This is a genomic window from Mycobacterium sp. 852002-30065_SCH5024008, assembly GCF_001665645.1.
GTDB lineage: Bacteria > Actinomycetota > Actinomycetes > Mycobacteriales > Mycobacteriaceae > Mycobacterium > Mycobacterium paraffinicum.
Window position 1 is genome coordinate 45,012 of the sequence record NZ_LZSZ01000127.1, and the last position, 24,026, is coordinate 69,037.

Here is a 24,026-nt window from a genome sequence, read left to right on the forward strand (position 1 = left end):
ATCCCGCCGCCGCGGCGATTCCCTGAAGCGCGCCCCGGAAATCAGCGCAACGCTATACCCGGGGCATGCGCATCGCAGGTTTCAGCAGGCACCCCGACCAGCGGCCATCTCACACGCACCGCGCACATGCTCTGCCCGGGCGACGAGTTGACCGGATCGCGAACCGGCGTGCCCGGCATGCCCGGCCTCCCAGGGGGCACCGTGTGGCGGGCCTCGGGAGTCGTCCCGCGCTACGGGTCCGCATCACGGTGATGGCGCGGCCGCCCGCCGCCGGCTGACGCCGCTACACCGGGGGCGGCTCGGGCGGGGCCAACCTCCAGTTGTCCGGATTCTTCGGCGAGTACACCACCGGAAACAACTGGCCCATGGTCGGCCATTGGTCGACGTCGACGGCCATGCGCTGATACACCGCGTGCTCGCTGACGGTGGGCCCGTTGATCACACCGGCGATGGTGACGAACTGTTCACCGGTGGCCTGCGGGCGCGGACTCACGCCGGTGACCAGCAACGTACCGTTCAGCACCTCGCCGCGGGGGCCGCGTGGCAGGAAGCGCTGGGCAAGAGCAACCGCCAAGACGGCGACCAACAGGAACAGCACACCGAATTCCCACACGTCGCCATGGTAGGGCCGTGATAGGACTGCGTCATGAGCCGGGACGATCTGACGTTGGCGCTGACGCTGGCCGACCGCGCCGACGCGCTGACGTCGGCGCGGTTCGGGGCACTCGACCTGCGCGTTGACACCAAGCCGGACCTGACCCCGGTCACCGACGCCGATCGCGCGGTGGAGACCGAGCTGCGCGAGGCGCTGGGCCGTGAGCGGCCGCACGACAGCATCGTCGGCGAGGAGTTCGGCGGAACCACCACTTTCACCGGACGCCAGTGGATCATCGACCCCATCGACGGCACCAAGAACTTCGTGCGCGGCGTGCCGGTCTGGGCCAGTCTCATCGCGCTGCTCGAAGACGGTGTGTCCACGGTCGGCGTCGTCAGCGCCCCCGCTCTGCAGCGTCGGTGGTGGGCGGCGGGCGGCGAGGGCGCCTTCGTCGCGGTCGACGGCGCCTCGCCGCGCCGGCTCTCGGTTTCCTCTGTGACACAACTCGATTCGGCCAGCCTGTCGTTTTCCAGCCTGTCCGGCTGGGCGCAGCGCGGCCTACGAGAACGCTTCATCTCGCTGACCGACGCCGTGTGGCGGGTGCGCGCCTTCGGCGACTTTCTCTCCTATTGCCTGGTGGCCGAGGGGGCGATCGACATCGCCACCGAACCCGAGGTGTCCGTTTGGGACCTCGCGGCCCTCGACATCCTGGTGCGCGAGGCGGGCGGGACGCTCACCGGTCTGGACGGCGTCGCGGGACCGCACCGCGGCAGCGCGGTGGCGACCAACGGGCCGCTGCACGCACTCGTGCTTCGCGGCCTCGATGCCGGCGGTCTGTGAATTAGTTAACAACTGTTCTCTGTGATCTTACTCCGGAGTAAGATAGGCTTATTCGCACTGCCCCAACTACTACAGGCTGCCGACATGACCGACACTGGTTCCGGTTCAACACAGAGTTCGAAATCCGCCCGCTCGCGTCGCAAACGAAATGACCAGCAGAGCGGGATCGGGCTGCAACCCCACAAGCGCACCGGCGTCGACATCGCCATCGCGCTGCTTACTCCGCTGATGGGCCAGGAATTCCTGGACAAGTACCGTCTGCGCGATCCGGTCAACCGGGGGCTGCAGTACGGCACCAAGACCGTCTTCTCCACCGCCGCCGCCGCCTCCCGCCAGTTCAAGCGGCTGCAGAATCTGCGCGGCGGACCGACCCGACTCAAGTCGAGCGGCAAGGACTACTTCGACCTGACGCCCGACGATGACCAGAAGATGATCGTCGAGACCCTCAGCGAATTCGCCGAGGAGGTGCTGCGGCCCGCTGCGCACGACGCCGACGAGGCGGCGACCTACCCGCCCGACCTGATCGCCAGAGCCGCCGAGTTGGGCATCACCGCGATCAACATCCCCGAGGACTTCGACGGCATCGCCGCCCACCGCTCGAGCGTGACCAACGTGCTGGTGGCCGAGGCGCTCGCCTACGGCGACATGGGTCTCGCGTTGCCGATCCTGGCCCCCGGGGGCGTGGCCGCCGCGCTGACCCACTGGGGCAGCGCGGACCAGCAGGCCACCTATCTGCACGAGTTCGCCGGCGAGAACGTTCCCCAGGCCTGCGTCGCGATCGCCGAGCCGCAACCGCTGTTCGACCCCACCCGTCTGAAGACCACCGCGGTGCGCACACCGAGCGGCTACCGCCTCGATGGCGTGAAGTCGTTGGTCCCGGCGGCGGCCGACGCCGAGTTGTTCATCGTCGGAGCGCAGCTCGACGGCAGGCCCGCCCTGTTCATCGTCGAGTCGTCGACGAAAGGCCTTACCGTCAAGGCGGATCCGAGCATGGGTATCCGCGCGGCGGCCCTGGGCCACGTCGAGCTGTCCGGCGTCACGGTCCCGCTGAGCGCGCGGCTGGGCGAGGACGAGGCGACCGACGACGACTACTCGGAGGCCATCGCGCTGTCCCGCCTGGGCTGGGCGGCGCTGGCGGTGGGCACCTCGCACGCGGTGCTCGACTACGTCGTGCCCTACGTGAAGGAGCGCGAGGCCTTCGGCGAGCCGATCGCGCATCGTCAGGCCGTCGCGTTCATGTGCGCCAACATCGCGATCGAACTGGACGGACTGCGGTTGATCACCTGGCGCGGCGCGGCCCGTGCCGAACAGGGCCTGCCCTTCATTCGCGAGGCGGCGCTGGCCAAGCGGCTGGGCGCCGACAAGGGTATGCAGATCGGCCTGGACGGCGTGCAGCTGCTCGGCGGCCACGGCTTTACGAAGGAACACCCGGTCGAGCGTTGGTATCGCGACCTGCGGGCCATCGGCGTGGCCGAGGGCGTCGTCGTCATCTAACTCGTCATCCAACTCAAAGCTGAAAGACCAATCATGGCAATCAATCTGGAACTGCCCCGCAAGCTGCAAGCGGTGGCCGTCAAGACCCATCAGGGCGCCGCGGAGCTGATGCGGCCGATCGCGCGCAAGTACGACCTCAAGGAACACGCCTACCCGGTCGAACTCGACACGTTGTACAACCTGTTCGCGGGCGCGTCGGAATCGATCGAATTCGCCGGGGCCGACAACCTGGGCGACGAGAACCAGGACCGGGACCAGAACCACAACGGCGCCAACATGGCGGCGCTGCTACAGACCCTGGAGGCCTGCTGGGGCGACGTCGCGATGATGCTGTCGGTCCCCTATCAGGGCTTGGGCAACGCGGCCATCTCCGCCGTGGCCACCGAAGAACAGCTGGAACGCCTGGGCAAGGTGTGGGCGGCGATGGCCATCACCGAACCGGGCTTCGGCTCGGACTCGGCGGCGGTGTCGACCACCGCGAAGCTGGACGGCGACGAGTACGTGATCAACGGCGAGAAGATCTATGTCACAGCCGGTTCGCGCGCCACCCACATCGTGGTGTGGGCCACGCTGGACAAGTCGCAGGGGCGTGCGGCGATCAAGTCGTTCATCGTCCCGCGCGAGCACCCCGGCGTCACGGTCGAACGGCTCGAACGCAAGCTCGGTATCAAGGGCTCCGACACCGCGGCGATCCGGTTCGACAACGTCCGCATCCCCAAGGAAAACCTGCTGGGGAATCCGGAAATCGAAGTCGGCAAAGGCTTTTCCGGCGTGATGGAGACTTTCGACAACACCCGGCCGATCGTGGCCGCCATGGCCATCGGGGTCGGTCGCGCCGCCCTGGAGGAGATCCGCAAGATCCTCACCGAGGCCGGGGTGGAGATCTCCTATGACAAGCCGTCGCACGCTCAGAGCGCCGCGGCCGCAGAGTTCCTGCGGATGGAAGCCGACTGGGAGGCCGCCTACCTGCTGGCGCTGCGGGCGGCGTGGCAGGCCGACAACAGGATCCCCAACTCCAAAGAGGCGTCGATGAGCAAGGCCAAGGCTGGCCGGATGGCCAGCGACGTCACCCTCAAGACCGTCGAATTGGCGGGCAGCGCAGGCTATTCCGAGCAATCGATGCTGGAGAAGTGGGCGCGCGACTCCAAGATCCTGGACATCTTCGAGGGCACCCAGCAGATCCAGCAGTTGGTGGTCGCCCGCCGCCTGCTGGGGCTGTCGTCGGCCGAGCTCAAATAGCGACCGCGTTCAGCTGCTCGCGCACGTCACCGTCGAGGTCGATGGACGCGACGTCCAGGTTCTCCTCGAGGTGCCGCACCGACGACGTTCCCGGGATCAGCAGCACGTTGGGCGCCAGGCTCAGCGTCCACGCCAATGCGACCTGCGCCGGCGTGCGCCCCAGCCGCTCGGCGGCGTCGACCACGAGTTGGTGGGTGAGCACCGGGTTTGGCCGCATGAAGGCGGCCCCCAGGGGGAAGAACGGAACGAACGCGATCCCGCGCGCCGCGCACTCGGCGAACACCGGCGCCGACTCGCGCTGAACCAGATTGAACGCGTTTTGCACACAGGCGATTTCGGTGCGCTCGCACGCATGCAGTAGGTGTTCGCGGTTGACGTTGCTCAGCCCGATGCCGCCGATCAGCCCCTCGTCGCGGGCCTCGATCATGACCGACAGCTGGTCGTCGAACAGCTGATCCGGCCCGTCGCTTTCGAACACGCGCAGGTTGACCGCGGCCAGCTGGTCGACACCGAGGGCACGCAGGTTGGTCTCGATGTCGCGCCGCAAGTCGGACGGCGCGTCGACCGGCAGCCAGCCGCCGCTGCCGTCGCGACGCCCGCCCACCTTGCTCACCAGCGCCAGGTTCTCCGGATAGGGATGCAACGCCTCGCGGATGAGCTCGTTCGCCACGTCGGGACCGTAGAACTGGGCGGTGTCGATGTGGTCGACGCCGAGTTCGGGCGCCCGCCGCAGCACGGCCAGCGCCTCGTCGCGGTCCCGGGGCGGCCCGAACGCGTTCGGACCCGGCAACTGCATGGCGCCGAAGCCCACCCGGGAGACCGAAAAACGACCGAGTGGAAAGGAATCCATACCGTGAGGTTAGCGTCGAGGCATGGACACGTTTCAAGCGCTCGTTGCTCGCGAAGATGGCGACCGGATAACCGCGTCGGTCGAGACTTTGAGCCAGTCGGACCTGCCGCCCGGCGAGGTGACGATCCGGGTGCTCTATTCAAGCGTCAACTACAAGGACGCGCTGGCGCTGACCCCCGGCGGCGGCGTGGTGCGCAGCTACCCCGTGGTGCCGGGTATCGACCTGACCGGCGAGGTCGTCGAGTCGCAGTCACCCGAGTTCGGTGTCGGCGAGAAGGTGCTGGCCCACGGGTACCAGATCGGCACCGGCCACCACGGCGGCTACGCCGAATACGCGAGGCTGCGGGCCGACCAGGTCGTCGCCCTCGGCGCGTTGAGCCCGCACGAGGGCGCCGCGATCGGCACCGCCGGCTTCACCGCCGCGATGAGCGTGCAGGCGCTGATCGACCGGGGCATCGAACCCGGCGCCGGGTCGGTGGTCGTCACCGGCGCCTCCGGCGGTGTCGGCTCGGTCAGCGTGGACCTGTTGGCCGCCAAGGGCCATCGGGTGGTCGCCTCGACCGGCAAGGAGGGGGCGGCCGGGCTGCTGAAAGAGCTTGGCGCCGCAGAGGTTATCGGGCGGCTGCCGGAAGACCCCGACGCCAAACCTCGGCCGTTGGCCAAGGCGCGCTGGGCGGCCGCGGTGGACTGCGTCGGCGGTGCGACCCTGGCCGACGTGCTCAGCGCCGTCGACTACGGCGGTGCGGTGGCCTGTAGCGGCCTCACCGGTGGCCCGGGATTGAAGACCACGGTGATGCCGTTCATCCTGCGCGGCATCGCGCTGCTCGGGGATGGATTCGGTGCAGATGCCGATCGGCCCGCGCCGCAAACTGTGGGCGCTGCTGGGCGATTCGTTGCGGCCGCGCCATCTCGACGCACTCACCAGCGACGTCGACATCAAAGATGTGCTCGATGTGCTGGATCAGGTGCGTGCCGGCAAGTTCACCGGGCGGGCGGTGGTGCGGGTCGCGGGCGGATTCTGAGTCGGCAGTAGGCTGACCGACCATGCGAGCTGCACGGGTGATTCGGCTGGACGGTCCGGACGCGATCGAGGTGGCGGAGGTCGACGAACCCTCGGGTGACGGCGTGGTCGTCGATGTGCACGCCGCCGGTGCCGCCTTCCCCGACGCCCTACTGACCCGGGGCCTGTACCAGTACCGCCCCGAACCGCCGTTCGTGCTGGGAGCCGAGATCGCCGGTGTGGTGCGTTCGGCGCCGGATGGCGCACACGTGCAGGCCGGCGATCGCGTCGTCGGACTGACGATGCTGTCCGGCGGCATGGCCGAGGTCGCGATCCTGCAACCCGACCGGGTGTTCAAGCTCCCCGACAACGTGAGTTTCGAGGCGGGCGCCGGCCTGCTGTTCAACGACCTCACGGTGTACTTCGCCCTGACGGTGCGCGGCCGGCTGGCCCAGGGCGAGACGGTGCTGGTGCACGGCGCCGCCGGCGGCATCGGGACATCGACGCTGCGGCTCGCATGGTTGCTCGGGGCGTCGCGCACCATCGCGGTCGTCAGCACCGAAAAGAAGGCGGACGTCGCGACCGCCGCCGGGGCCACCGATGTGGTGCTGGCCGACGGGTTCAAGGACGCGGTCAACGAACTCACCGGCGGCCGCGGCGTCGATGTCGTGCTCGACCCGGTCGGCGGCGACCGGTTCACCGACTCGCTACGCTCGCTCGCCCCCGGCGGGCGGCTGCTGGTCGTCGGCTTCACCGGCGGCGACATTCCCACCGTCAAGGTGAACCGGTTGCTGCTCAACAACATTGACGTGGTCGGCGTGGGCTGGGGCGCCTGGACGGCGACGCATCCGAACGCACTGGCCGAGCAGTGGGCCGGATTGGAGAAGTTGCTCGCCTCGGGTCAGTTGGCTCCGCCCAATCCGGAGGTCTATCCCCTGGACGACGCCGCCGCAGCGGTCGCGTCCCTGGAGAATCGCACCGCCAAAGGCAAGGTCGTGGTGCGCGTCCGCGACTGACGCGATGGGCAGTTGATCGGCGACACATAAGACGTCAGCGAAGACACGCCGCATCGGGTCGCAATGGATTATGTCTCGCGGACGGGCGCCGGCCCTTGTGCGGCCCGGAAACAAAAAGTAATGTCACTTTCAGTTTTATCCGCGTCCGAGCCGGAGGTCAGCCATGGAATCCTTCGTCCACTTGCGAAAAGGGAAGACACCGCGCCGCCTGCACGCCGACCTCGACGGGCTCAAGGACGACGAGCTGGGCCGGGGCGGATTCACCGGCCGAACGGCGAACCTCTACCGCCGCCACGACCCCACCGCCTACCGGTCGGTCGGCCCGCTGCGGCCCGTCGACGTGCTGGCCGGTGAGCTCAAGCCCGGCGACGCCACCGAAGCCGGCGGCGGTCCCCTGCTGATGTTCAGCAACGCCGACTGCCGAATCCTGTTGAGCCGCCGCCACGAGCCGATGCCGTTCTACACCCGCCACGTCGACGGCGACCTGCTGTGCTTCGTCCACCAGGGCGCCGGTCTGGTCGAAACGGAGTTCGGGCCACTGCGCTACTCCGACGGCGACTGGGTCTACATCCCGAAGGCGTGCACCTGGCGCCAGGTGCCCGACAGCGAAACCACCCTGCTGATGGTCGAGGCGACCGACGAATTCCGGGTGCCGCCGGCCGGGCCGCTGGGCCGCCACTTCCCGTTTGACCCGTCGCAGATGACCATCCCCGACCCGGCACCCATCGACCCGGATCCTTTCCAAGACGGCAGGGACGAGTACGAGGTCCGGCTCATCCATGAAGGCGGCCCCACAACGCTCTTCTACCAACACAATCCGCTCGACGTCGAAGGCTGGCGTGGCGACAACTTCCCGTTCACGTTCAACATCGCCGACTACAACGTGGTCACCTCCGACAGCGTCCACCTGCCGCCGACGGTCCATCTGTTCATGCAGGCCACCGGCGTCTACGTGATGAATTTCCTGCCGAAGCCCGCCGAAGGCGTCGCCGGCACCGAGCGCACACCGTGGTATCACCGCAATGTCGACTATGACGAAATCGCCTTCTTTCACGGCGGCTCGCTCTACGGCATCCCGATGCCGCCCGGCCTGATTTCCCATGCGCCGCAAGGCGTCCACCACGGCGCACCGGAGAAGGCGCGGGAACGGGCGCGCCGCAAGTTCGACGATTACTCCCGCGTCGATTGGCAAGTGATCGCCGTCGATACCCGCCGACGCCTGACCCCCTCGCCCGAGGTGCTGGCCCACGACCTAGGACAACACTGACCATGACGACCCGCCACGAATACGAGCGAATCCCCTATCTCGTTGCCTTCCAGAACAATTCCGCCGTCCGCGACGTCTACGGTGGCCTCGCCGAGATCACGGTGCTGGAGAGCTACCTGCTCAGGCCGGTGGACAAGCCGTCGGACACCGTGCTGGTGTTCATGCACCCGATCGGCGGCGGGGCCTACCTGCCGATGATCAACGCGCTGGCCCGGGCAGGCCATCACGTCATCTACTGCAACAGCCGGTTCCGCGGCACCGACTCGGCGCTGCTGATGGAGAAGGTGGTAGAGGATCTCGGCGAATGCATCAAGGACGCCAAAAAGCGGCTGGGTTACGAGAAGGTGGTGCTGGCAGGCTGGAGCGGCGGCGGCTCACTGTCGGTGTTCTACCAGCAGCAGGCCCAGCACCCCACCATCACCTCGAGCCCGTCCGGCGACGGCCCCGACCTGACCGCCCTGGACCTGATCCCCGCCGACGGCATCATGCTGCTGGCGGCGCACATCAGTCGGCACGGCACGCTGACCGAATGGCTCGACGCGTCGATCCTCGACGAATCCGACCCCACCAAGCGCGATCCCGAGCTGGATCTGTACAACCCGGACAACCCGAACCAGCCGCCCTACAGCCAGGAATTCCTGGCCCGCTACCGCAACGCACAGATCGAACGCAACCGGCGCATCACCGCGTGGGCTAAGGGCAAGCTCGCCGAACTGAAGGCCGCCGGACGCCCGGACGACGAGTTCTGTTTCGTGGTGCAAGGCACCATGGCCGACCCGCGTTGGCTGGACCCGACCGTCGATCCCAACGAACGCACCGCGGGAACCTGTTACCTGGGGGATCCTCAGGTGGTGAACATGAGCCCGGTCGGGCTGGCCCGCTTCTCCACGTTGCGCGGCTGGCTGTCGCAATGGAGTTACGACGACGCCCGCGGCGACGGGGTGGCCTGCGGCGCCGACATCGCCGTCCCTGCGCTGGTCATCGGCAACCTGGCCGACGACGCCTGCACGCCCAGCCACACCCGGCGGCTCTTCAACGCGATCGGGCATCGTGACAAGGAGATGCACGAAATCCCCGGCGCCACCCACTATTACGCGGGCCCCGATCAGCGCGACAAGCTGCGCGCGGCCGTCGACATCGTGACCGACTGGCTGGCCCGCCACGACTTCGCGGACAAAGAATGAGCGCACCGGCAACGGGACCGCTGGACGGGGTCCGGGTGCTCGAGCTGGGCACGCTGATCGCCGGCCCCTTCGCCGGGCGGCTGCTGGGCGACATGGGCGCCGACGTCATCAAGGTGGAACCCCCCGGCGCCCCGGACCCGTTGCGCACCTGGGGCCAGGCCGAGCTCGACGGGCAGCATGTCTTCTGGACGGTGCACGCGCGCAACAAGAGAGCGATCACCCTCGACCTGCGCCGGCCACGTGGCCGCGAACTGTTCTGCGACCTCGTCGAGAAGTCCGACATCATTGTGGAGAACTTCCGCCCGGGGACGTTAGAGAAATGGGACCTGGGTTACGACGTGCTGAGCGCCCGCAACCCGGGCATCATCCTGGTTCGGGTGTCGGGGTACGGCCAGACCGGCCCCGACGCGCACAAGGCCGGGTATGCCTCGGTGGCCGAGGCGGCCAGCGGGCTGCGCTATCTCAACGGTTTCCCCGGCGGCCCGCCGCCCAGGCTGGCGCTCTCGCTCGGTGACACCCTGGCCGGCATGTTCGGCGCCCAGGGTGCCATGGCCGCGCTGTACCGCCGCAGCATCACCGGGCGGGGCCAGGTGGTTGACGTCGCTCTGACCGAATCCTGTTTGGCGGTCCAGGAATCCACCATCCCCGACTACGACGTCGGCGGCGTGGTGCGCGGGCCGTCGGGCACCCGGCTGGAGGGCATCGCGCCATCTAACATCTACCGCAGCGCCGACGGCTCGTGGGTGGTGATCGCCGCCAACCAGGACACCGTCTTCGCCCGGCTGTGCAAGGCGATGGGCCGCCCGGAGCTGGCCATCGACGACCGGTTCGCCACGCACGTCGCCCGAGGCCGCAATCAGGACGAACTCGACGAGATCATCGGCGCATGGGCCGCGGAACGCCAGCCGGGCGACATCATCGAAACCCTCAGCGCCGCAGGGGTGATCGCCGGGCCGATCAACACGGTCGCGGAGGTGGTCGACGACCCGCAGCTGCGGGCCCGCGGCATGCTGGTCGAACACTTCGATGAAAGGCTCGGGCGGGACGTTCTGGGGCCGGGCATCGTGCCGGTGCTGTCGGAATCGCCGGGCCGCGTGCGCAACGCCGGGCCCGCCCGTCCGGGCCAGCACAACGACGACGTCTACATCTGGCTGCTGGGCAAGACCGCGGCTGAGCTCGAGGAGCTACGGGCCGAGGAGGTGCTGTGACGCACCGGCGACGATGCAGTGGGGGCACCTCCCGCTTGCGGGGGACGAAGCGATGAGGAGGAGCGGTGCCGATGACTAGGCACGTGGTCATTCGCGAGGTGGCGCTGCGCGACGGCCTGCAGATCGAAAGGCCGATTCCGTTGTCGGCCAAGCTCGAATTGCTGGCCGCGGTCGCCGCGACCGGGGTCCGCGAGGTGGAGGCCACGGCGTTCGTCTCGCCGTCGAAAGTGCCGTCGATGGCCGACGCCGCCGAGCTCGCCGCCCACCTGCACGACTACCCCGACATCGAGTTCTCCGCCCTGGTGGCGAGCCCGAACGGAGCTAAGCGGGCCGTCGCGGCGGGGCTGCGCTCGATCGAGTACGTGGTCGCCGCCGACGACACGTTCAGTCAGGCGAACGTCGGGCGGACCAGCGCCGAGGCCACCAAGGTGATCGACGAGATCGTTGCGATCGCGCACGACGGCAACATCACCGTCGAAGTGGTGATCGCGACCGCGTGGGACTCACCGTTCGAAGGCCCCACCCCGCCCCAGCGAGTGCTCGACATCGCCTCGGCCGCCCGCGAGCGCGGCGCCGACCGCCTGTCCATCGCCGACACGATCGGCACCACCACCCCGGGGCGCGTGAGTTCGCTTATCGCGCAACTGCGTCCGGTGATCGGCGACCTACCTCTGGGCGGGCATTTCCACAACACCCGCGGCTCCGGGCTGGCCAGCGCCTACGCCGCGGTCAGCTCCGGGGTGACCCGGCTGGATTCCTCTGTCGGCGGGCTGGGCGGCTGCCCGTTCGCGCCGGGTGCCACCGGCAACATCGCCACCGAGGATCTGGTGTACCTGCTGCGCGACAGCGGCATCGATGTCGACGTCGACCTGCACGCCGCCATCGCCGCGGCGGACGTCGCCAAATCCGTTGTCGGCCACGATCTGCCGAGCGCCCTGCTGCGGGCCGGCGACCGGATGCGGACCTGATGCCCGCACCGGAGGCGCGCACCGCCAAGGGCCGCCAGACCAGGCAGGCCATCGAGCTGGCCGCCCGAAAGCTGTTCGCCGAGCGTGGCTTTCACGGGACCACGCTGGCCGACATCACGTCGGCGGCCGGCAAGTCGCCCGCGGTGTTCTACCGCTATTTCGCCGACAAAGAAGACCTGCTCGCCGCCCTCGCGGAGTCCTTCCTGCACGATGTCGTGACACCGTCGGGGTTGAGTCTCGAGTTACCGGACTCTCCGGAGGACGACGCCTTCTTCACCTCGGTGGTCACCGGGTACTGGAACATGTTCAAGCAGAACATCGGCATCATGATCGCCGTGGCCCAGCTGGCCGCCACCCAGCGACGCTTCGCGGCCGTCCAGAACGAATTCCGCCGCTTCGGCATGGACATCGTCGCCGCCTCGGTCCGCCGCGCCCAGGAGCAGGGCTACGGAACCGAGCTCGACCCGCAACACACCGCGGCGGCCATCGCCCTGCTGTTCGAGAACTTCACCACCGTCTTCGTCGGTCCCTCCAACCTGGGCATCAAGATCAGCGACAAGGACGCCATCGCCACCCTGTCGACGATCTGGAAGAAAACCCTGTACGGCGCTTGAGCCCCTTCAAAGGAGATAACTGTGGATTTCACACTCCCCGAACACCTTCCAGGCCTGCTCGCTCAGATGGACGAGTTCATCGAGGCGGAGATCAAACCGCTGGAGCGTGACCACATCCAGTACTTCGACAAGCGCCGCGAACATGCCCGCACCGACTGGGACAACGACGGCATCCCGACGCGCGAATGGGAGGATCTGCTCGCCGAGATGCGCAGACGGGCCGACAAGGCGGGCTGGCTGCGGTACGGGCTGCCGGCGTCGCTGGGCGGCCGGGACGGCACCAACGTCGACATGGCCGTCATCCGGGAGCACCTGGCGCACAAGGGCCTCGGCCTGCACAACGACCTGCAGAACGAGTCCTCGATCGTCGGCAACTTCCCGCAGGTGATCATGATGGAGCGCTTCGGCACCGATGAGCAGCGACGGCTCTGGTCGGAAGCGCTGATCACCGGGGAACGTTCGATGGCGTTCGGACTGACCGAGCCCCAGCACGGCTCGGACGCGACATGGCTTCAGACGCGCGCGCAGGCCGACGGCGATGGGTGGGTGATCAACGGCGCCAAGCGGTTCAACACCGGGGTCCACCGCGCGACCCACGACCTGGTGTTCGCGCGCACCTCCGGAGAGCCCGGCCAGGCGCGGGGCATCACGGCGTTTTTGGTGCCGACGGATGCGCCCGGGTTCACCGTCCCCTACTACTGGTGGACATTCAACATGCCGACCGACCATGGCGAAGTCCAGTTGACCGACGTCCGGGTCCCCGCCGACGCGGTGCTCGGTGAGGTGGACCGCGGCCTGGAGGTCGCGCAGACGTTCCTGCACGAGAACAGGATTCGGCAGGCGGCCAGCAGCCTGGGCGCGGCCCAGTACTGCATCGACCGCGCCGCCGAATACGCCGGGAAACGGACCGTCTTCGGCAAGCCGCTGTCGGTCAACCAGGCCGTGCAGTGGCCGCTGGCCGAATTGCAAACCGAAGCCCAGATGGTGCGGCTGCTGGTGGCCTATGCCGCCTGGCATCTGGACCGGGACCACCACATGGAGGTCTCCGACAAGGTGTCGATGGCCAACTACCGCGCCAACCGACTCGTCTGCGACGCCGCCGACCGGGCCATGCAGATCTTCGGTGGCCTCGGCTACAGCCGGCACGAGCCGTTCGAGCACATCTATCGCCACCACCGTCGCTACCGGATCACCGAGGGAGCGGAGGAGATCCAGATTCGCCGGGTGGCGCAGCGGCTGTTTAAGTTTGGCAAGTGACATCGACCGAGGAGTTGGCCCCCCAGATCGCCGCGGTGCTGGCGCCGGTCCTCGGTGCCGATGTCGCGATTGAGAACCTGCGCGTGCTGACCGGGGGCGCCAGTCGCTCCACGTGGGCGTTCAACGCGGTCGCCGGCGAGCGACGCCACGCGCTGATCCTGCGCACCGGCGCGCCCGACGACGTGCACGCCGGCATGGAGCTGGAGGCACGCGCCCAGGCCGCCGCCGCGGCGGCAGGCGCACCGGTCCCCCACGTGCTCATCGCCGACGATTCGCCTGCCGCACTGGGCAATCCGTTTCTGATCTGCGACGAGATCGCGGGCGAGACCATCGTCCGGCGCATTCAGCGTCAGCTCGACGCCGCGGGCGGGCAAGCGGCCCGCGGGGAGCTGCTGCGGCAATGTGCGCAGGCCCTGGCCGCCATCCACCGCGCCGACACGAGCATTCCCGGCCTAACCCGCGAGGACCCGCTCACGCAGTGGCGCGAGCGGCTCGACGCCATGGGTGACACCACGGCCACCTTCGAATGGGCGTTTCGCTGGCTGGGCGCCAACCGGCCCGAGCCGTCGGCGGACGTCCTCGTGCACGGGGACTACCGGATGGGCAACCTCATCGTCGACGGGTCCCGCCTCGCCGCGGTCCTCGACTGGGAGCTGGTACACCGCGGCGACGCGTACGACGACCTGGCCTGGTTCGGCATCCGCGCCTGGCGCTTCGGCGCCCCGGCCAGCCTCGGCGCCGGCGGCCTCGGCAGCATCGAAAGCTTCCTGCACGCCTACGAGCAGGCCGGCGGCACTAGCGTCGACCGGGTGGCGTTTCACTGGTGGCTGGTGCTGGCCACGCTGCGCTGGGGCGTCATCTGCCGCTACCAGGCCGAGCGGCATTTGACCGGTCAGTTCCGATCGGTGGAGCTGGCCGCGATCGGCCGGCGCGTGTGCGAGACGGAATGGGACCTGCTCGACCTGCTCGAAGAGGTGCCGGAGTGATCGGCGCGTACGGGCGCCCGCTCGCCGCCGAACTGGTGGCCGCGGTGGCCGAATTTCTGGAGACCGACGTGCGGGCGGCGACCAGCGGGCAGGTCAACTTCCACGCCCGGGTGGCCGCCAACGCGCTGCGCATCGTCGAGCGCGAACTGCTCGACGAGAGCGAGGCCGAATCGCGCGAAGCGCTGGCCGACCTGGGATTCGCCGACGAGGAAGAGCTGGCCGCCGCGATACGCGCGGGCGAGCTGGACGGGCGGGCCCGGGAGGTCACCGCGTGCCTGCGCACACTGGTGCGGCGCCGGGTGGCCGCCGCCCACCCCGGATACGACAGCGATTAGGAGCGAGATCATGGCCGGTGCGAGCGCGGAAATCGTTGCCGACGCGGCAGACCGCCTGTTCACGGCGATCGAAAAGGGTGACTTTGCGGCGGTTGACCGGATGTGGAGCGACGACATCGCGGTGTGGCGAGTCGGCGCGCGCCGCGACGACGGCAAGGCCCGCGCGCTGCGGGTCATCGACTGGTTCATTACCGCGACCACCGAGCGCCATTACGAAATCCTGGACCGGCGATTCTTCGAGGGCGGCTTCGTCCAGCAGCACATCCTGCACGCCACCGGCCATGCCGGCCAATCGATCTCGATGCGGGTCTGCATCGTGATCAGGGTGGCCAGCGACGGCCGGCTCGACCGGATCGACGAGTACTTCGACCCCGCCGAGATCGCGCCGTTGATGGACTAGGCGTTAGATTCGCCACGAGAGATGGGGGTGACGATGACGACTTTGGAAACACTTCTGAACGATCCCGACCTGGCCGGCGTGTGGAACCTCGTCCCCGACCGCTCGGAGATCACCTTCAAGGTCGCAAACATGTGGGGCCTGCTGAAGGTCAAGGGCCGCTTCACCGAGTTCAGCGGCGACGGCCAACTGACGGCGAAGGGTGCGGTTTTCGGCCGCCTCGACATCCGCACCGCCTCCCTGGACACGGGGATAGGCCGTCGCGACAAGCACCTGCGCTCGCCCGACTTCTTCGACGTCGAGCGCTTCGGTGAGATCAGCGTCGTCGTCACCGCGGTGCACCCGACCAAAGGCAAGGCCGCAGACCTCCGCGCCGCGTTGACCATCAAGGGCATCACCGCGCCGCTGCCCCTGTCCGCCACGATCACCGAACTCGACGACGGCTCGATCCGGATCGCCGGGGAAACAAAGGTGGATCGCGCCCAGTTCGACCTGGGCTGGAACCGGCTCGGCATGATCGGCTCGACGGCGAAGGCGGCGGCCGAGGCCGTCTTCGTGCGGGCTGCCCAGTGAAGCCGGTGCGACACCAGTAGCATCTGCACCGTGTCCGATTCCAGCCCCGAATCCAGCGTTGCCCTGCGGATCCTGGTCTACAGCGATAACGCCAAAACCCGTGAACAAGTCATCCGGGCACTGGGCAAGCATCTGCATCCGGACCTGCCCGAGCTGACCTACCTCGAGGTGGCGACCGCCCCGATGGTGGTGCGCCAGATGGACGAGGGCGGCATCGACTTGGCCATTCTCGACGGGGAAGCCACGCCCACCGGCGGCATGGGAATCGCCAAACAACTCAAAGACGAACTCGCCACGTGCCCACCGATCCTGGTGCTCACCGGCCGCCCGGACGACGCCTGGCTGGCGAACTGGTCGCGGGCCGAAGCCGCGGTGCCGCATCCCCTCGATCCCATCGTGCTGGGCCGCACGGTGCTCGGACTGCTCCGCACCCCCACGCGCTAGCCCTTTCACCTGCGGTGATACCGCGCTCAACACCCCGTCGGCGGGCGCGAAACCGCCGTTGAAACGCCGCCGGCCGACCGTGGCGGCGAGCCAACCGGTTGCGCCGACACAAAAACGAGGCGAATACCCCCACCCCGACAAAACACAGCCGTCTTCGCGACGCTATGTTGTGGAGGTCACTGTGGTGGCCCGCAGTCCGGGTACGTCACAGCAGCCCGGCCCCCGCCCGGCCGCCGCACCGGCGGCCCGTACGAGGAGATCTTGGAGCGAGTTGAACGTCTACATACCCATCTTGGTGCTCGGGGCGATAGGCGCGGCCTTCGCCGTGGGATCGGTGGTGATCGCGAGCCTGGCCGGCCCGACGCGTTACAACAAGTCGAAGATGGCGCCTTACGAGTGCGGCATCGAACCCACCGACAGTCCGGTCAGCGGCCCGCACGCGGCGGCCGGCCAGCGGTTCCCGGTGAAGTATTACCTGACCGCAATGCTTTTTATCGTCTTCGACATCGAAATCGTGTTCTTGTATCCATGGGCGGTCAGTTACGACGCGCTGGGAACGTTCGCGTTGGTCGAGATGGTGGTGTTCATGCTCACGGTCTTCGTGGCGTACGCCTATGTGTGGCGTCGCGGCGGCCTGACGTGGGATTGAGGTAGACGTGGGTCTCGAAGAACAGCTGCCCGGCGGGATTCTGCTGTCAACGGTCGAGAAGGTGGCCGGCTATGTGCGCAAGAACTCCTTGTGGCCGGCGACGTTCGGTTTGGCGTGCTGTGCCATCGAGATGATGGCAACCGCCGGGCCAAGATTCGACATCGCGCGGTTCGGCATGGAGCGATTCTCGGCGACGCCGCGGCAGGCCGACCTGATGATCGTCGCGGGCCGCGTGAGCCAGAAGATGGCGCCGGTGCTGCGCCAGATCTACGACCAGATGGGCGAGCCGAAGTGGGTGCTGGCCATGGGCGTGTGCGCGTCGTCCGGCGGGATGTTCAATAACTACGCGATCGTGCAGGGCGTGGACCACGTGGTGCCGGTGGACATCTACCTGCCCGGTTGCCCACCGCGGCCGGAGATGCTGTTGCACGCAATCCTGAAGCTGCACGAGAAGATTCAGGAGATGCCGCTGGGCGTCAACCGCGAAGAAGCCATCGCCGAGGCCGAGCAGGCGGCGCTGGCGGCCCGGCCCACGATCGAGATGCGCGGGCTGCTGCGATGAGCTCGCCCGACCAAGATCCCCAAGAGGCGATCAGCCAGGCCGACGAAGAAGTGATCGACGTGCGCCGCGGCATGTTCGGCGCCAAGGGTTCGGGTGACACGTCCGGCTACGGGCGCCTGGTGCGCGAGGTCATGCTTCCCGGCAGCAGCCCCCGACCCTACGGCCGCTACTTCGACGACGTGGTCGACACACTGGCCCAGGCGCTGAAAAGCGCGGACGTCGAATTCTCTGACGCGATAGAGAAAGTCGTGGTGTACCGCGACGAGCTGACCCTGCACGTTCGCCGCGAGGCGCTGCCCCGGGTCGCCCAGCATCTTCGCGATGAGCCGGGGCTGCGCTTCGAGATGTGTCTGGGTGTCAGCGGGGTGCACTACCCCCACGAGACCGGTCGCGAACTGCACGCGGTGTACCCGTTGCAGTCGATCACGCACAATCGCCGCGTCCGCCTGGAAGTGGCTGCACCGGACAGCGATCCGCACATCCCTTCGCTGTACGGGGTCTACCCGACCACCGACTGGCACGAGCGCGAAACCTACGACTTCTTCGGCATCATCTTCGACGGACACCCGTCGCTGACCCGCATCGAGATGCCCGACGACTGGCATGGCCATCCGCAACGCAAGGACTATCCCCTCGGCGGCATCCCGGTGGAATACAAGGGAGCCCAGATTCCCCCGCCCGACGAGCGGAGAGCGTACAACTGATGAGCACAATCACCGACTCGACGCGCGATGGCGGCGCCCCAGAAGGCCCGGAGACCGTCTTAGTCGCCGGCGGACAGGACTGGGACCAGATCGTCGACGCCGCCCGCAAGGCGGACCCCGGCGAACGGATCGTCGTCAACATGGGTCCCCAGCACCCGTCCACCCACGGGGTGCTGCGGCTGATCCTGGAGATCGAGGGCGAGACGGTCACCGAGGTTCGCTGCGGAATCGGCTACCTACACACCGGGATCGAGAAGAACCTCGAATATCGGTACTGGACCCAGGGCGTCACTTTCGTGACCCGAATGGATTACCTATCACCGTTTTTCAACGAGACGGCGTACTGCCTGGGCGTGGAGAAGCTGCTCGGGATCACCGATCAGATACCGGAGCGAGTCAACGTCATCCGAGTGATGATGATGGAGCTCAACCGGATCTCCTCGCACTTGGTCGCGCTCGCCACCGGCGGCATGGAACTGGGCGCCATGACCCCGATGTTCGTCGGGTTCCGCGGCCGCGAGATCGTGCTGAACCTGTTCGAGAAGATCTCCGGGTTGCGGATGAACAGCGCCTACATCCGGCCGGGCGGCGTGGCGCAGGATCTGCCGCCCAACGCGGAGTCCGACATCGCCGAGGCCCTCGAGCCGCTGCGCCAGGTGCTGCGCGAAATGAGCGGTCTGCTCAACGAGAACGCCATCTGGAAGGCCCGCACCCAGGACGTCGGCTACCTGGACCTGACCGGCTGCATGGCGCTCGGGATCACCGGACCGATCCTGCGCGCCACCGGGTTGCCCCACGATCTGCGCAAGAGCGAACCGTACTGCGGATATGAAAACTATGAATTCGACGTGATGACCGCCGACACATGTGATGCTTACGGGCGCTACATGATTCGCGTCAACGAGATGTGGGAGTCGATCAAGATCGTCGAGCAGTGTCTGGACAAGTTGAAGCCGGGCCCGACCATGATCGAGGACCGCAAGATCGCCTGGCCGGCCGACCCCAAGGTGGGCCCGGACGGGATGGGTAACTCACAGGAGCACATCGCCAAGATCATGGGCGGCTCGATGGAGGCCTTGATCCACCACTTCAAGCTGGTCACCGAGGGCATCCGGGTGCCGGCGGGCCAGGTCTACACCGCGGTGGAGTCACCGCGCGGGGAGCTCGGCGTGCACATGGTGAGCGACGGCGGCACCCGCCCCTACCGCGTGCACTACCGGGACCCATCGTTCACCAACCTGCAGTCGGTCGCCGCGATGTCCGAGGGCGGGATGGTGGCCGACCTGATCACCGCGGTCGCCAGCATCGACCCGGTCATGGGCGGGGTGGATCGGTGACCGGCCCGCAAGGACAGCCGGTGTTCATCCGGCTCGGACCACCGCCCGAGGAACCCAACGCGTTCGTGGTTGAGGGTGCGCCGCAATCGTATTCGGCGGAAGTGCGGGCGCGGCTGGAGGTCGACGCCAAGGAGATCATGGGCCGCTACCCCAATAAGCGCTCGGCGCTGCTGCCGTTGCTGCACCTGGTGCAGGCCGAGGACTCCTACCTGACCCCTGCCGGTTTGGAGTTCTGCGGTGAGCAGCTGGGCCTGACCGGCGCCGAGGTGTCCGCGGTGGCGAGCTTCTACACGATGTACCGCCGCGGACCCACCGGCGATTACCTGGTCGGTGTCTGCACCAACACGCTGTGCGCCATCATGGGCGGCGACGCCGTATTCGACGCTCTGCAGGATCATTTGGGCATCGGCAACGACGAGACCACCGCAGACGGCTCCGTCACCCTGCAACACATCGAGTGCAACGCCGCCTGCGACTACGCGCCGGTGGTGATGGTCAACTGGGAGTTCTTCGACAACCAGACACCGGAGTCGGCCCGCGAGCTCGTCGACTCGTTGCGCTCGGGCACGCCCAAGCCGCCCACCCGCGGTGCCCCGCTGTGCGCCTTCCGCGAGACGTCACGCATCCTGGCCGGCCTGCCCGACGAACGGCCCGACCAGGGCCAGGGCGGTGCGGGCGAGGCCACGCTGGCGGGCCTGAAGGTGGCGAAGGAAAACGGCATGCAGGCGCCCACACCGCCGGGAGGCCAGTCATGACCAGCTCTCAGGCCACGCCGCTGACCCCGGTCATCAGCCGGTTCTGGGACGATCCCGAGTCGTGGACTCTTGAGACCTACCGCCGTCACGACGGCTATCAGGGGATGAAGAAGGCGCTGGCCATGGCGCCCGACGACGTGATCGCCACCGTCAAGGACTCCGGGCTGCGCGGGCGCGGTGGCGCCGGCTTCTCGACCGGAACGAAGTGGTCGTTCATCCCGCAGGGCGACACCGGCGCGGCCGCCAAGCCGCACTACCTGGTGGTCAATGCCGACGAGTCGGAACCCGGTACGTGCAAGGACATTCCGTTGATGCTGGCGACGCCGCACGTCCTCATCGAGGGCGTCATCATCGCCGCCTACGCGATCCGGGCCAGCCACGCGTTCATCTACGTGCGCGGGGAAGTGCTGCCAGTGTTGCGCCGCCTGCAGAACGCGGTGGCCGAGGCCTACGCCGCCGGATACCTGGGCCGCGACATCAACGGCTCGGGTTTCGACCTGGAGCTGGTGGTGCACGCCGGCGCCGGCGCCTACATCTGCGGCGAGGAAACCGCGCTGCTCGATTCGCTGGAAGGCCGTCGCGGCCAGCCGCGGCTCCGGCCGCCGTTCCCCGCGGTGGCGGGGCTCTATGGCTGTCCCACGGTGATCAACAACGTCGAGACGATCGCCAGCGTGCCGTCCATCATCCTCAACGGCGTCGAATGGTTCCGGTCGATGGGCACCGAGAAATCGCCTGGCTTCACGCTGTATTCGCTCTCCGGGCATGTCGCCCGGCCCGGCCAGTACGAGGCCCCGCTGGGTATCACGCTGCGCGAGTTGCTCGCCTACGCCGGGGGGGTGCGGGCCGGGCACCGGCTCAAGTTCTGGACACCCGGCGGGTCGTCCACCCCGCTGCTCACCGACGAGCACCTCGACGTGCCGTTGGACTACGAGGGTGTGGGCGCGGTCGGCTCGATGCTGGGCACCAAGGCGCTGGAGATCTTCGACGAGACCACCTGCGTGGTGCGTGCGGTGCAGCGTTGGACGTACTTCTACAAGCACGAATCGTGCGGGAAGTGCACCCCCTGCCGGGAGGGCACCTTCTGGCTGGACCAGATCTACGACCGGCTGGAATCCGGCAAGGGCACCAACGAGGACATCGACAAGCTCTTGGACATCTCCGACTCCATCTTGGGAAAGGCGTTCTGCGCGTTGGGCGATGGTGCCGCGAGCCCGGTGATGTCGTCGATCAAGTACTTCCGCGACGAATACGTGGCGCACGTCGAAGACGGTGGCTGCCCGTTCGACCCCCGAGACTCCATGCTGAACGGAAAGGCTTGACGCTTTTATGACTCAGGCGGCGAAGACGGACACCGGTGACGAGGTGCGCCCGCCGGACATGGTGACGCTGACCATCGACGGCAACGAAATCAGCGTGCCCAAGGGCACATTGGTGATCCGCGCGGCCGAGTTGATGGGCATCCAGATACCGCGGTTCTGCGACCACCCGCTGCTCGAGCCGGTCGGCGCGTGCCGGCAGTGCCTGGTTGAGGTCGAGGGGCAGCGCAAACCGATGGCGTCGTGCACGACTGTCGCCACCGATGACATGGTCGTGCGCACGCAGCTCACGTCGGAGGCCGCGGACAAAGCCCAGCACGGTGTGATGGAGCTGCTGCTCATCAATCACCCGCTGGACTGCCCGATGTGCGACAAGGGTGGCGAGTGCCCGCTGCAGAACCAGGCGATGTCCAACGGCCGCGCCGATTCCCGCTTCACCGACGTCAAGCGGACCTTCGCCAAGCCCATCAACATCTCCGCCCAGGTGCTGCTGGATCGTGAGCGCTGCATCCTGTGCGCCCGCTGCACACGGTTCTCCGAGCAGATCGCCGGGGACATTTTCATCGACATGCAGGAGCGCGGCGCCCTGCAGCAGGTCGGCATCTACGCCAATGAGCCGTTCGACTCGTACTTCTCGGGCAACACGGTGCAGATCTGCCCGGTGGGCGCGCTGACCGGCACCGCCTACCGTTTCCGGGCCCGCCCCTTCGACCTGGTGTCCAGCCCCAGCGTCTGCGAACACTGCGCGTCCGGGTGCGCCCAGCGCACCGACCACCGCCGCGGCAAGGTATTGCGCCGGCTGGCCGGCGACGACCCGGAAGTCAACGAGGAGTGGAACTGCGACAAGGGGCGGTGGGCGTTCAGCTACGCGACCCAGCCGGATGTGATCGGCACTCCCCTGATTCGCGACGCGGACGGCACGCTGGTGCCCGCGTCGTGGTCGCACGCGATGGCGATGGCGATTCGGGGCCTCGACGCGGCCCGCGGGCGCACGGGTGTGCTGGTTGGTGGTCGGGCCACCTTGGAAGACGCCTACGCGTACTCCAAATTCGCCCGAATCGTGTTGGACAGCAACGATATTGACTTCCGCGCCCGCCCGAACTCGGCCGAGGAGGCCGACTTCCTGGCGTCGCGCATCGCCGGCCGGCGCGACGTCAGCTACTCCGATCTGGAATCGGCGCCGGTGGTGGTGCTGGTCGGATTCGAACCCGAAGACGAGTCGCCCATCGTGTTCCTGCGGCTGCGCAAGGCCGCCCGCAAGCACCGGCTGCCGGTGTATGCGGTGGCGCCGTTCGCCACCCGGGCGCTGGAGAAGATGTCTGGGCGGCTCATCAAAACCGCCCCGGGGGCCGAAGCGGCGGCGCTGGACGGGCTGGCCACCGGCGAGGTGGGCGACCTGCTGTCCGCCGCCGGCGCGGTCATCATGGTCGGCGAACGCCTTGCCACGGTGCCCGGCGGATTGTCCGCCGCCGCCCGGCTCGCCGAGTCCACCGGGGCCCGGCTGGCGTGGGTGCCGCGCCGAGCCGGCGAGCGGGGCGCGCTGGAGGCCGGCGCGCTGCCCGCCCTGCTGCCGGGCGGCCGCCCCCTCGACGACGAGACCGCCCGCGCGCAGATCGCGGCGGCGTGGCACGTCTCCGAATTGCCTTCCGCCGCAGGGCGTGACGTCGATGGCATCCTGGCCGCCGTGGCCGACGGGACGCTGGGCGCACTGCTTGTCGGCGGTGTCGAACCCGACGACTTCGCCGACCCCGACGCGGTGCTGGCCGCGCTGGACTCCGCCGGATTCGTGGTCAGCCTGGAGCTGCGGCGCAGCGCCGTCACCGACCGCGCCGACGTGGTGTTTCCCGTCGCGCCGACGACGCAGAAGGCCGGGGCCTTTGTCAACTGGGAGGGCCGCTACCGCCCGTTCGAACCGGCGCTGCGCTGGAGCAGCGAGCAAGCCAGCCAGTCCGACCACCAAGTGCTCGACGCGCTCGCCGACGAGATGGGCGTCTACCTGGGGCTGTCGACCGCCGCGGCGGCCCGCGCCGAACTCGCCGCGCTGGGCACCTGGGACGGCAATTGGGCCGCCGGCCCGGCCGTCGCGGCCCCGGAACCGGCCCAGGCCGGGTCCGGCGAGGCGGTGCTGACCGGCTGGCGGATGTTGCTGGACAACGGCCGAATGCAAGACGGCGAACCGCATCTGGCCGGGACCGCGCGCAAGCCCGCGGTGCGGCTGTCGGCCGACACGGCCGCCGAGATCGGCGCCGCCGACGGTGACGCGGTCACCGTCAGCACGCCGCGCGGGTCGATCAGCCTGCCGCTGATCATCACCGACATGCCCGACCGGGTGGTGTGGCTTCCGCTGAACTCCCCGGGTTGTGCCGTCCACCGGCAGCTGGGCGTAACCCTGGGCAGCACAGTCAAAATCGGAGTGGGCTCATGACGACGACCTCC

Annotated in this window: 24 protein-coding genes and 2 pseudogenes; 24 read left to right on the forward strand and 2 right to left on the reverse strand. The window is 68.2% G+C overall.

What is annotated here, in order from left to right:
* Positions 1-156 precede the first annotated feature (156 nt).
* A pseudogene (locus tag A5781_RS26560) lies at positions 157-278 on the forward strand (PPE family protein); the annotation flags it as partial.
* Positions 279-283: 5 nt separating this feature from the next.
* On the opposite strand, the gene A5781_RS16305 reads toward A5781_RS26560, so the two are convergent.
* Positions 284-613 carry a hypothetical protein gene (locus tag A5781_RS16305; RefSeq protein WP_067208201.1) on the reverse strand — a complete coding sequence of 110 codons (330 nt, stop codon included), beginning with the start codon at positions 611-613 and terminating at the stop codon, positions 284-286.
* Between the two features lie 33 nt (positions 614-646).
* Here A5781_RS16305 and A5781_RS16310 point away from each other — a divergent pair, with 33 nt between their 5' ends.
* From A5781_RS16310 to A5781_RS16320, 3 genes are all read left to right on the forward strand, one after another.
* Positions 647-1,435: an inositol monophosphatase family protein gene (locus A5781_RS16310; RefSeq protein WP_067208204.1), complete on the forward strand. Its 789-nt coding sequence runs from the start codon at positions 647-649 to the stop codon at positions 1,433-1,435.
* 84 nt (positions 1,436-1,519) lie between these two features.
* Positions 1,520-2,929, forward strand: coding sequence for an acyl-CoA dehydrogenase family protein (locus A5781_RS16315; RefSeq protein ID WP_067208207.1), 1,410 nt, complete (start codon positions 1,520-1,522; stop codon positions 2,927-2,929).
* Positions 2,930-2,962: 33 nt separating this feature from the next.
* Complete coding sequence (locus tag A5781_RS16320) at positions 2,963-4,168, forward strand: acyl-CoA dehydrogenase family protein (RefSeq protein ID WP_067208210.1); 1,206 nt, start codon at positions 2,963-2,965, stop codon at positions 4,166-4,168.
* On the opposite strand, the gene A5781_RS16325 is transcribed toward A5781_RS16320, so the two are convergent.
* On the reverse strand, positions 4,161-5,018 hold the full coding sequence (locus A5781_RS16325; RefSeq protein ID WP_067208214.1) for an oxidoreductase: 858 nt from the start codon (positions 5,016-5,018) through the stop codon (positions 4,161-4,163). The two genes, A5781_RS16320 and A5781_RS16325, sit on opposite strands and share 8 nt — an antisense overlap.
* 22 nt (positions 5,019-5,040) lie before the next feature.
* On the opposite strand from A5781_RS16325, the pseudogene A5781_RS16330 reads away from it, so the two are divergent.
* The 20 genes and pseudogenes from A5781_RS16330 to A5781_RS16425 all read left to right on the forward strand — a co-directional run bounded on the left by A5781_RS16330 (position 5,041) and on the right by A5781_RS16425 (position 24,015).
* Positions 5,041-6,040 (forward strand): annotated as a pseudogene (locus A5781_RS16330) (acryloyl-CoA reductase).
* A gap of 22 nt (positions 6,041-6,062) precedes the next feature.
* Positions 6,063-7,034 carry an NADPH:quinone oxidoreductase family protein gene (locus A5781_RS16335; protein ID WP_067208217.1) on the forward strand — a complete coding sequence of 324 codons (972 nt, stop codon included), beginning with the start codon at positions 6,063-6,065 and terminating at the stop codon, positions 7,032-7,034.
* 163 nt (positions 7,035-7,197) lie between these two features.
* On the forward strand, positions 7,198-8,301 hold the full coding sequence (locus A5781_RS16340) for a homogentisate 1,2-dioxygenase (RefSeq protein WP_067208220.1): 1,104 nt from the start codon (positions 7,198-7,200) through the stop codon (positions 8,299-8,301).
* A gap of 2 nt (positions 8,302-8,303) precedes the next feature.
* Positions 8,304-9,485: a S9 family peptidase gene (locus tag A5781_RS16345; RefSeq protein WP_067208223.1), complete on the forward strand. Its 1,182-nt coding sequence runs from the start codon at positions 8,304-8,306 to the stop codon at positions 9,483-9,485.
* Positions 9,482-10,693: a CaiB/BaiF CoA-transferase family protein gene (locus A5781_RS16350; RefSeq protein ID WP_067208226.1), complete on the forward strand. Its 1,212-nt coding sequence runs from the start codon at positions 9,482-9,484 to the stop codon at positions 10,691-10,693. Before A5781_RS16345 ends, A5781_RS16350 begins: the two co-directional genes overlap by 4 nt.
* 71 nt (positions 10,694-10,764) lie before the next feature.
* A complete protein-coding gene (locus tag A5781_RS16355; protein WP_067208230.1) occupies positions 10,765-11,661 on the forward strand; it encodes a hydroxymethylglutaryl-CoA lyase in 897 nt (298 codons plus the stop codon).
* Positions 11,661-12,275 (forward strand): TetR/AcrR family transcriptional regulator, encoded by a 615-nt coding sequence (locus A5781_RS16360; protein ID WP_082939383.1) that lies wholly within the window; start codon positions 11,661-11,663, stop codon positions 12,273-12,275. The genes A5781_RS16355 and A5781_RS16360 overlap by 1 nt, the downstream gene beginning before the upstream one ends.
* A gap of 21 nt (positions 12,276-12,296) precedes the next feature.
* Positions 12,297-13,532, forward strand: a complete 1,236-nt coding sequence (locus A5781_RS16365) for an acyl-CoA dehydrogenase family protein (protein ID WP_067208235.1) — start codon at positions 12,297-12,299, stop codon at positions 13,530-13,532.
* On the forward strand, positions 13,529-14,518 hold the full coding sequence (locus A5781_RS16370) for a phosphotransferase family protein (protein ID WP_067208238.1): 990 nt from the start codon (positions 13,529-13,531) through the stop codon (positions 14,516-14,518). The genes A5781_RS16365 and A5781_RS16370 overlap by 4 nt, the downstream gene beginning before the upstream one ends.
* Positions 14,515-14,853, forward strand: a complete 339-nt coding sequence (locus tag A5781_RS16375; RefSeq protein WP_067208241.1) for a DUF6285 domain-containing protein — start codon at positions 14,515-14,517, stop codon at positions 14,851-14,853. Before A5781_RS16370 ends, A5781_RS16375 begins: the two co-directional genes overlap by 4 nt.
* A gap of 10 nt (positions 14,854-14,863) precedes the next feature.
* Entirely contained in the window at positions 14,864-15,253 is a 390-nt protein-coding gene (locus A5781_RS16380; RefSeq protein WP_067208244.1) for a nuclear transport factor 2 family protein, read from the forward strand.
* Between the two features lie 33 nt (positions 15,254-15,286).
* Positions 15,287-15,823 carry a YceI family protein gene (locus tag A5781_RS16385; RefSeq protein WP_067208390.1) on the forward strand — a complete coding sequence of 179 codons (537 nt, stop codon included), beginning with the start codon at positions 15,287-15,289 and terminating at the stop codon, positions 15,821-15,823.
* Positions 15,824-15,853: 30 nt separating this feature from the next.
* Entirely contained in the window at positions 15,854-16,267 is a 414-nt protein-coding gene (locus A5781_RS16390; RefSeq protein WP_046185372.1) for a response regulator transcription factor, read from the forward strand.
* Positions 16,268-16,538: 271 nt separating this feature from the next.
* The gene (locus A5781_RS16395) at positions 16,539-16,916 is read left to right on the forward strand and encodes an NADH-quinone oxidoreductase subunit A (RefSeq protein WP_067208247.1); all 378 of its coding nucleotides are present in this window, start codon (positions 16,539-16,541) and stop codon (positions 16,914-16,916) included.
* 7 nt (positions 16,917-16,923) lie between these two features.
* The gene (locus A5781_RS16400; protein WP_066946610.1) at positions 16,924-17,478 is read left to right on the forward strand and encodes an NADH-quinone oxidoreductase subunit B family protein; all 555 of its coding nucleotides are present in this window, start codon (positions 16,924-16,926) and stop codon (positions 17,476-17,478) included.
* Entirely contained in the window at positions 17,475-18,182 is a 708-nt protein-coding gene (locus tag A5781_RS16405) for an NADH-quinone oxidoreductase subunit C (RefSeq protein WP_067208250.1), read from the forward strand. Before A5781_RS16400 ends, A5781_RS16405 begins: the two co-directional genes overlap by 4 nt.
* Positions 18,182-19,519 (forward strand): NADH dehydrogenase (quinone) subunit D, encoded by a 1,338-nt coding sequence (gene nuoD, locus A5781_RS16410; RefSeq protein WP_067208254.1) that lies wholly within the window; start codon positions 18,182-18,184, stop codon positions 19,517-19,519. Before A5781_RS16405 ends, nuoD begins: the two co-directional genes overlap by 1 nt.
* Complete coding sequence (nuoE, locus tag A5781_RS16415) at positions 19,516-20,274, forward strand: NADH-quinone oxidoreductase subunit NuoE (protein WP_067208257.1); 759 nt, start codon at positions 19,516-19,518, stop codon at positions 20,272-20,274. Before nuoD ends, nuoE begins: the two co-directional genes overlap by 4 nt.
* The gene (gene nuoF, locus A5781_RS16420) at positions 20,271-21,593 is read left to right on the forward strand and encodes an NADH-quinone oxidoreductase subunit NuoF (protein WP_067208260.1); all 1,323 of its coding nucleotides are present in this window, start codon (positions 20,271-20,273) and stop codon (positions 21,591-21,593) included. The genes nuoE and nuoF overlap by 4 nt, the downstream gene beginning before the upstream one ends.
* 7 nt (positions 21,594-21,600) lie before the next feature.
* Positions 21,601-24,015, forward strand: coding sequence for an NADH-quinone oxidoreductase subunit G (locus tag A5781_RS16425; RefSeq protein ID WP_067208263.1), 2,415 nt, complete (start codon positions 21,601-21,603; stop codon positions 24,013-24,015).
* The last annotated feature ends 11 nt before the right edge of the window (positions 24,016-24,026 follow it).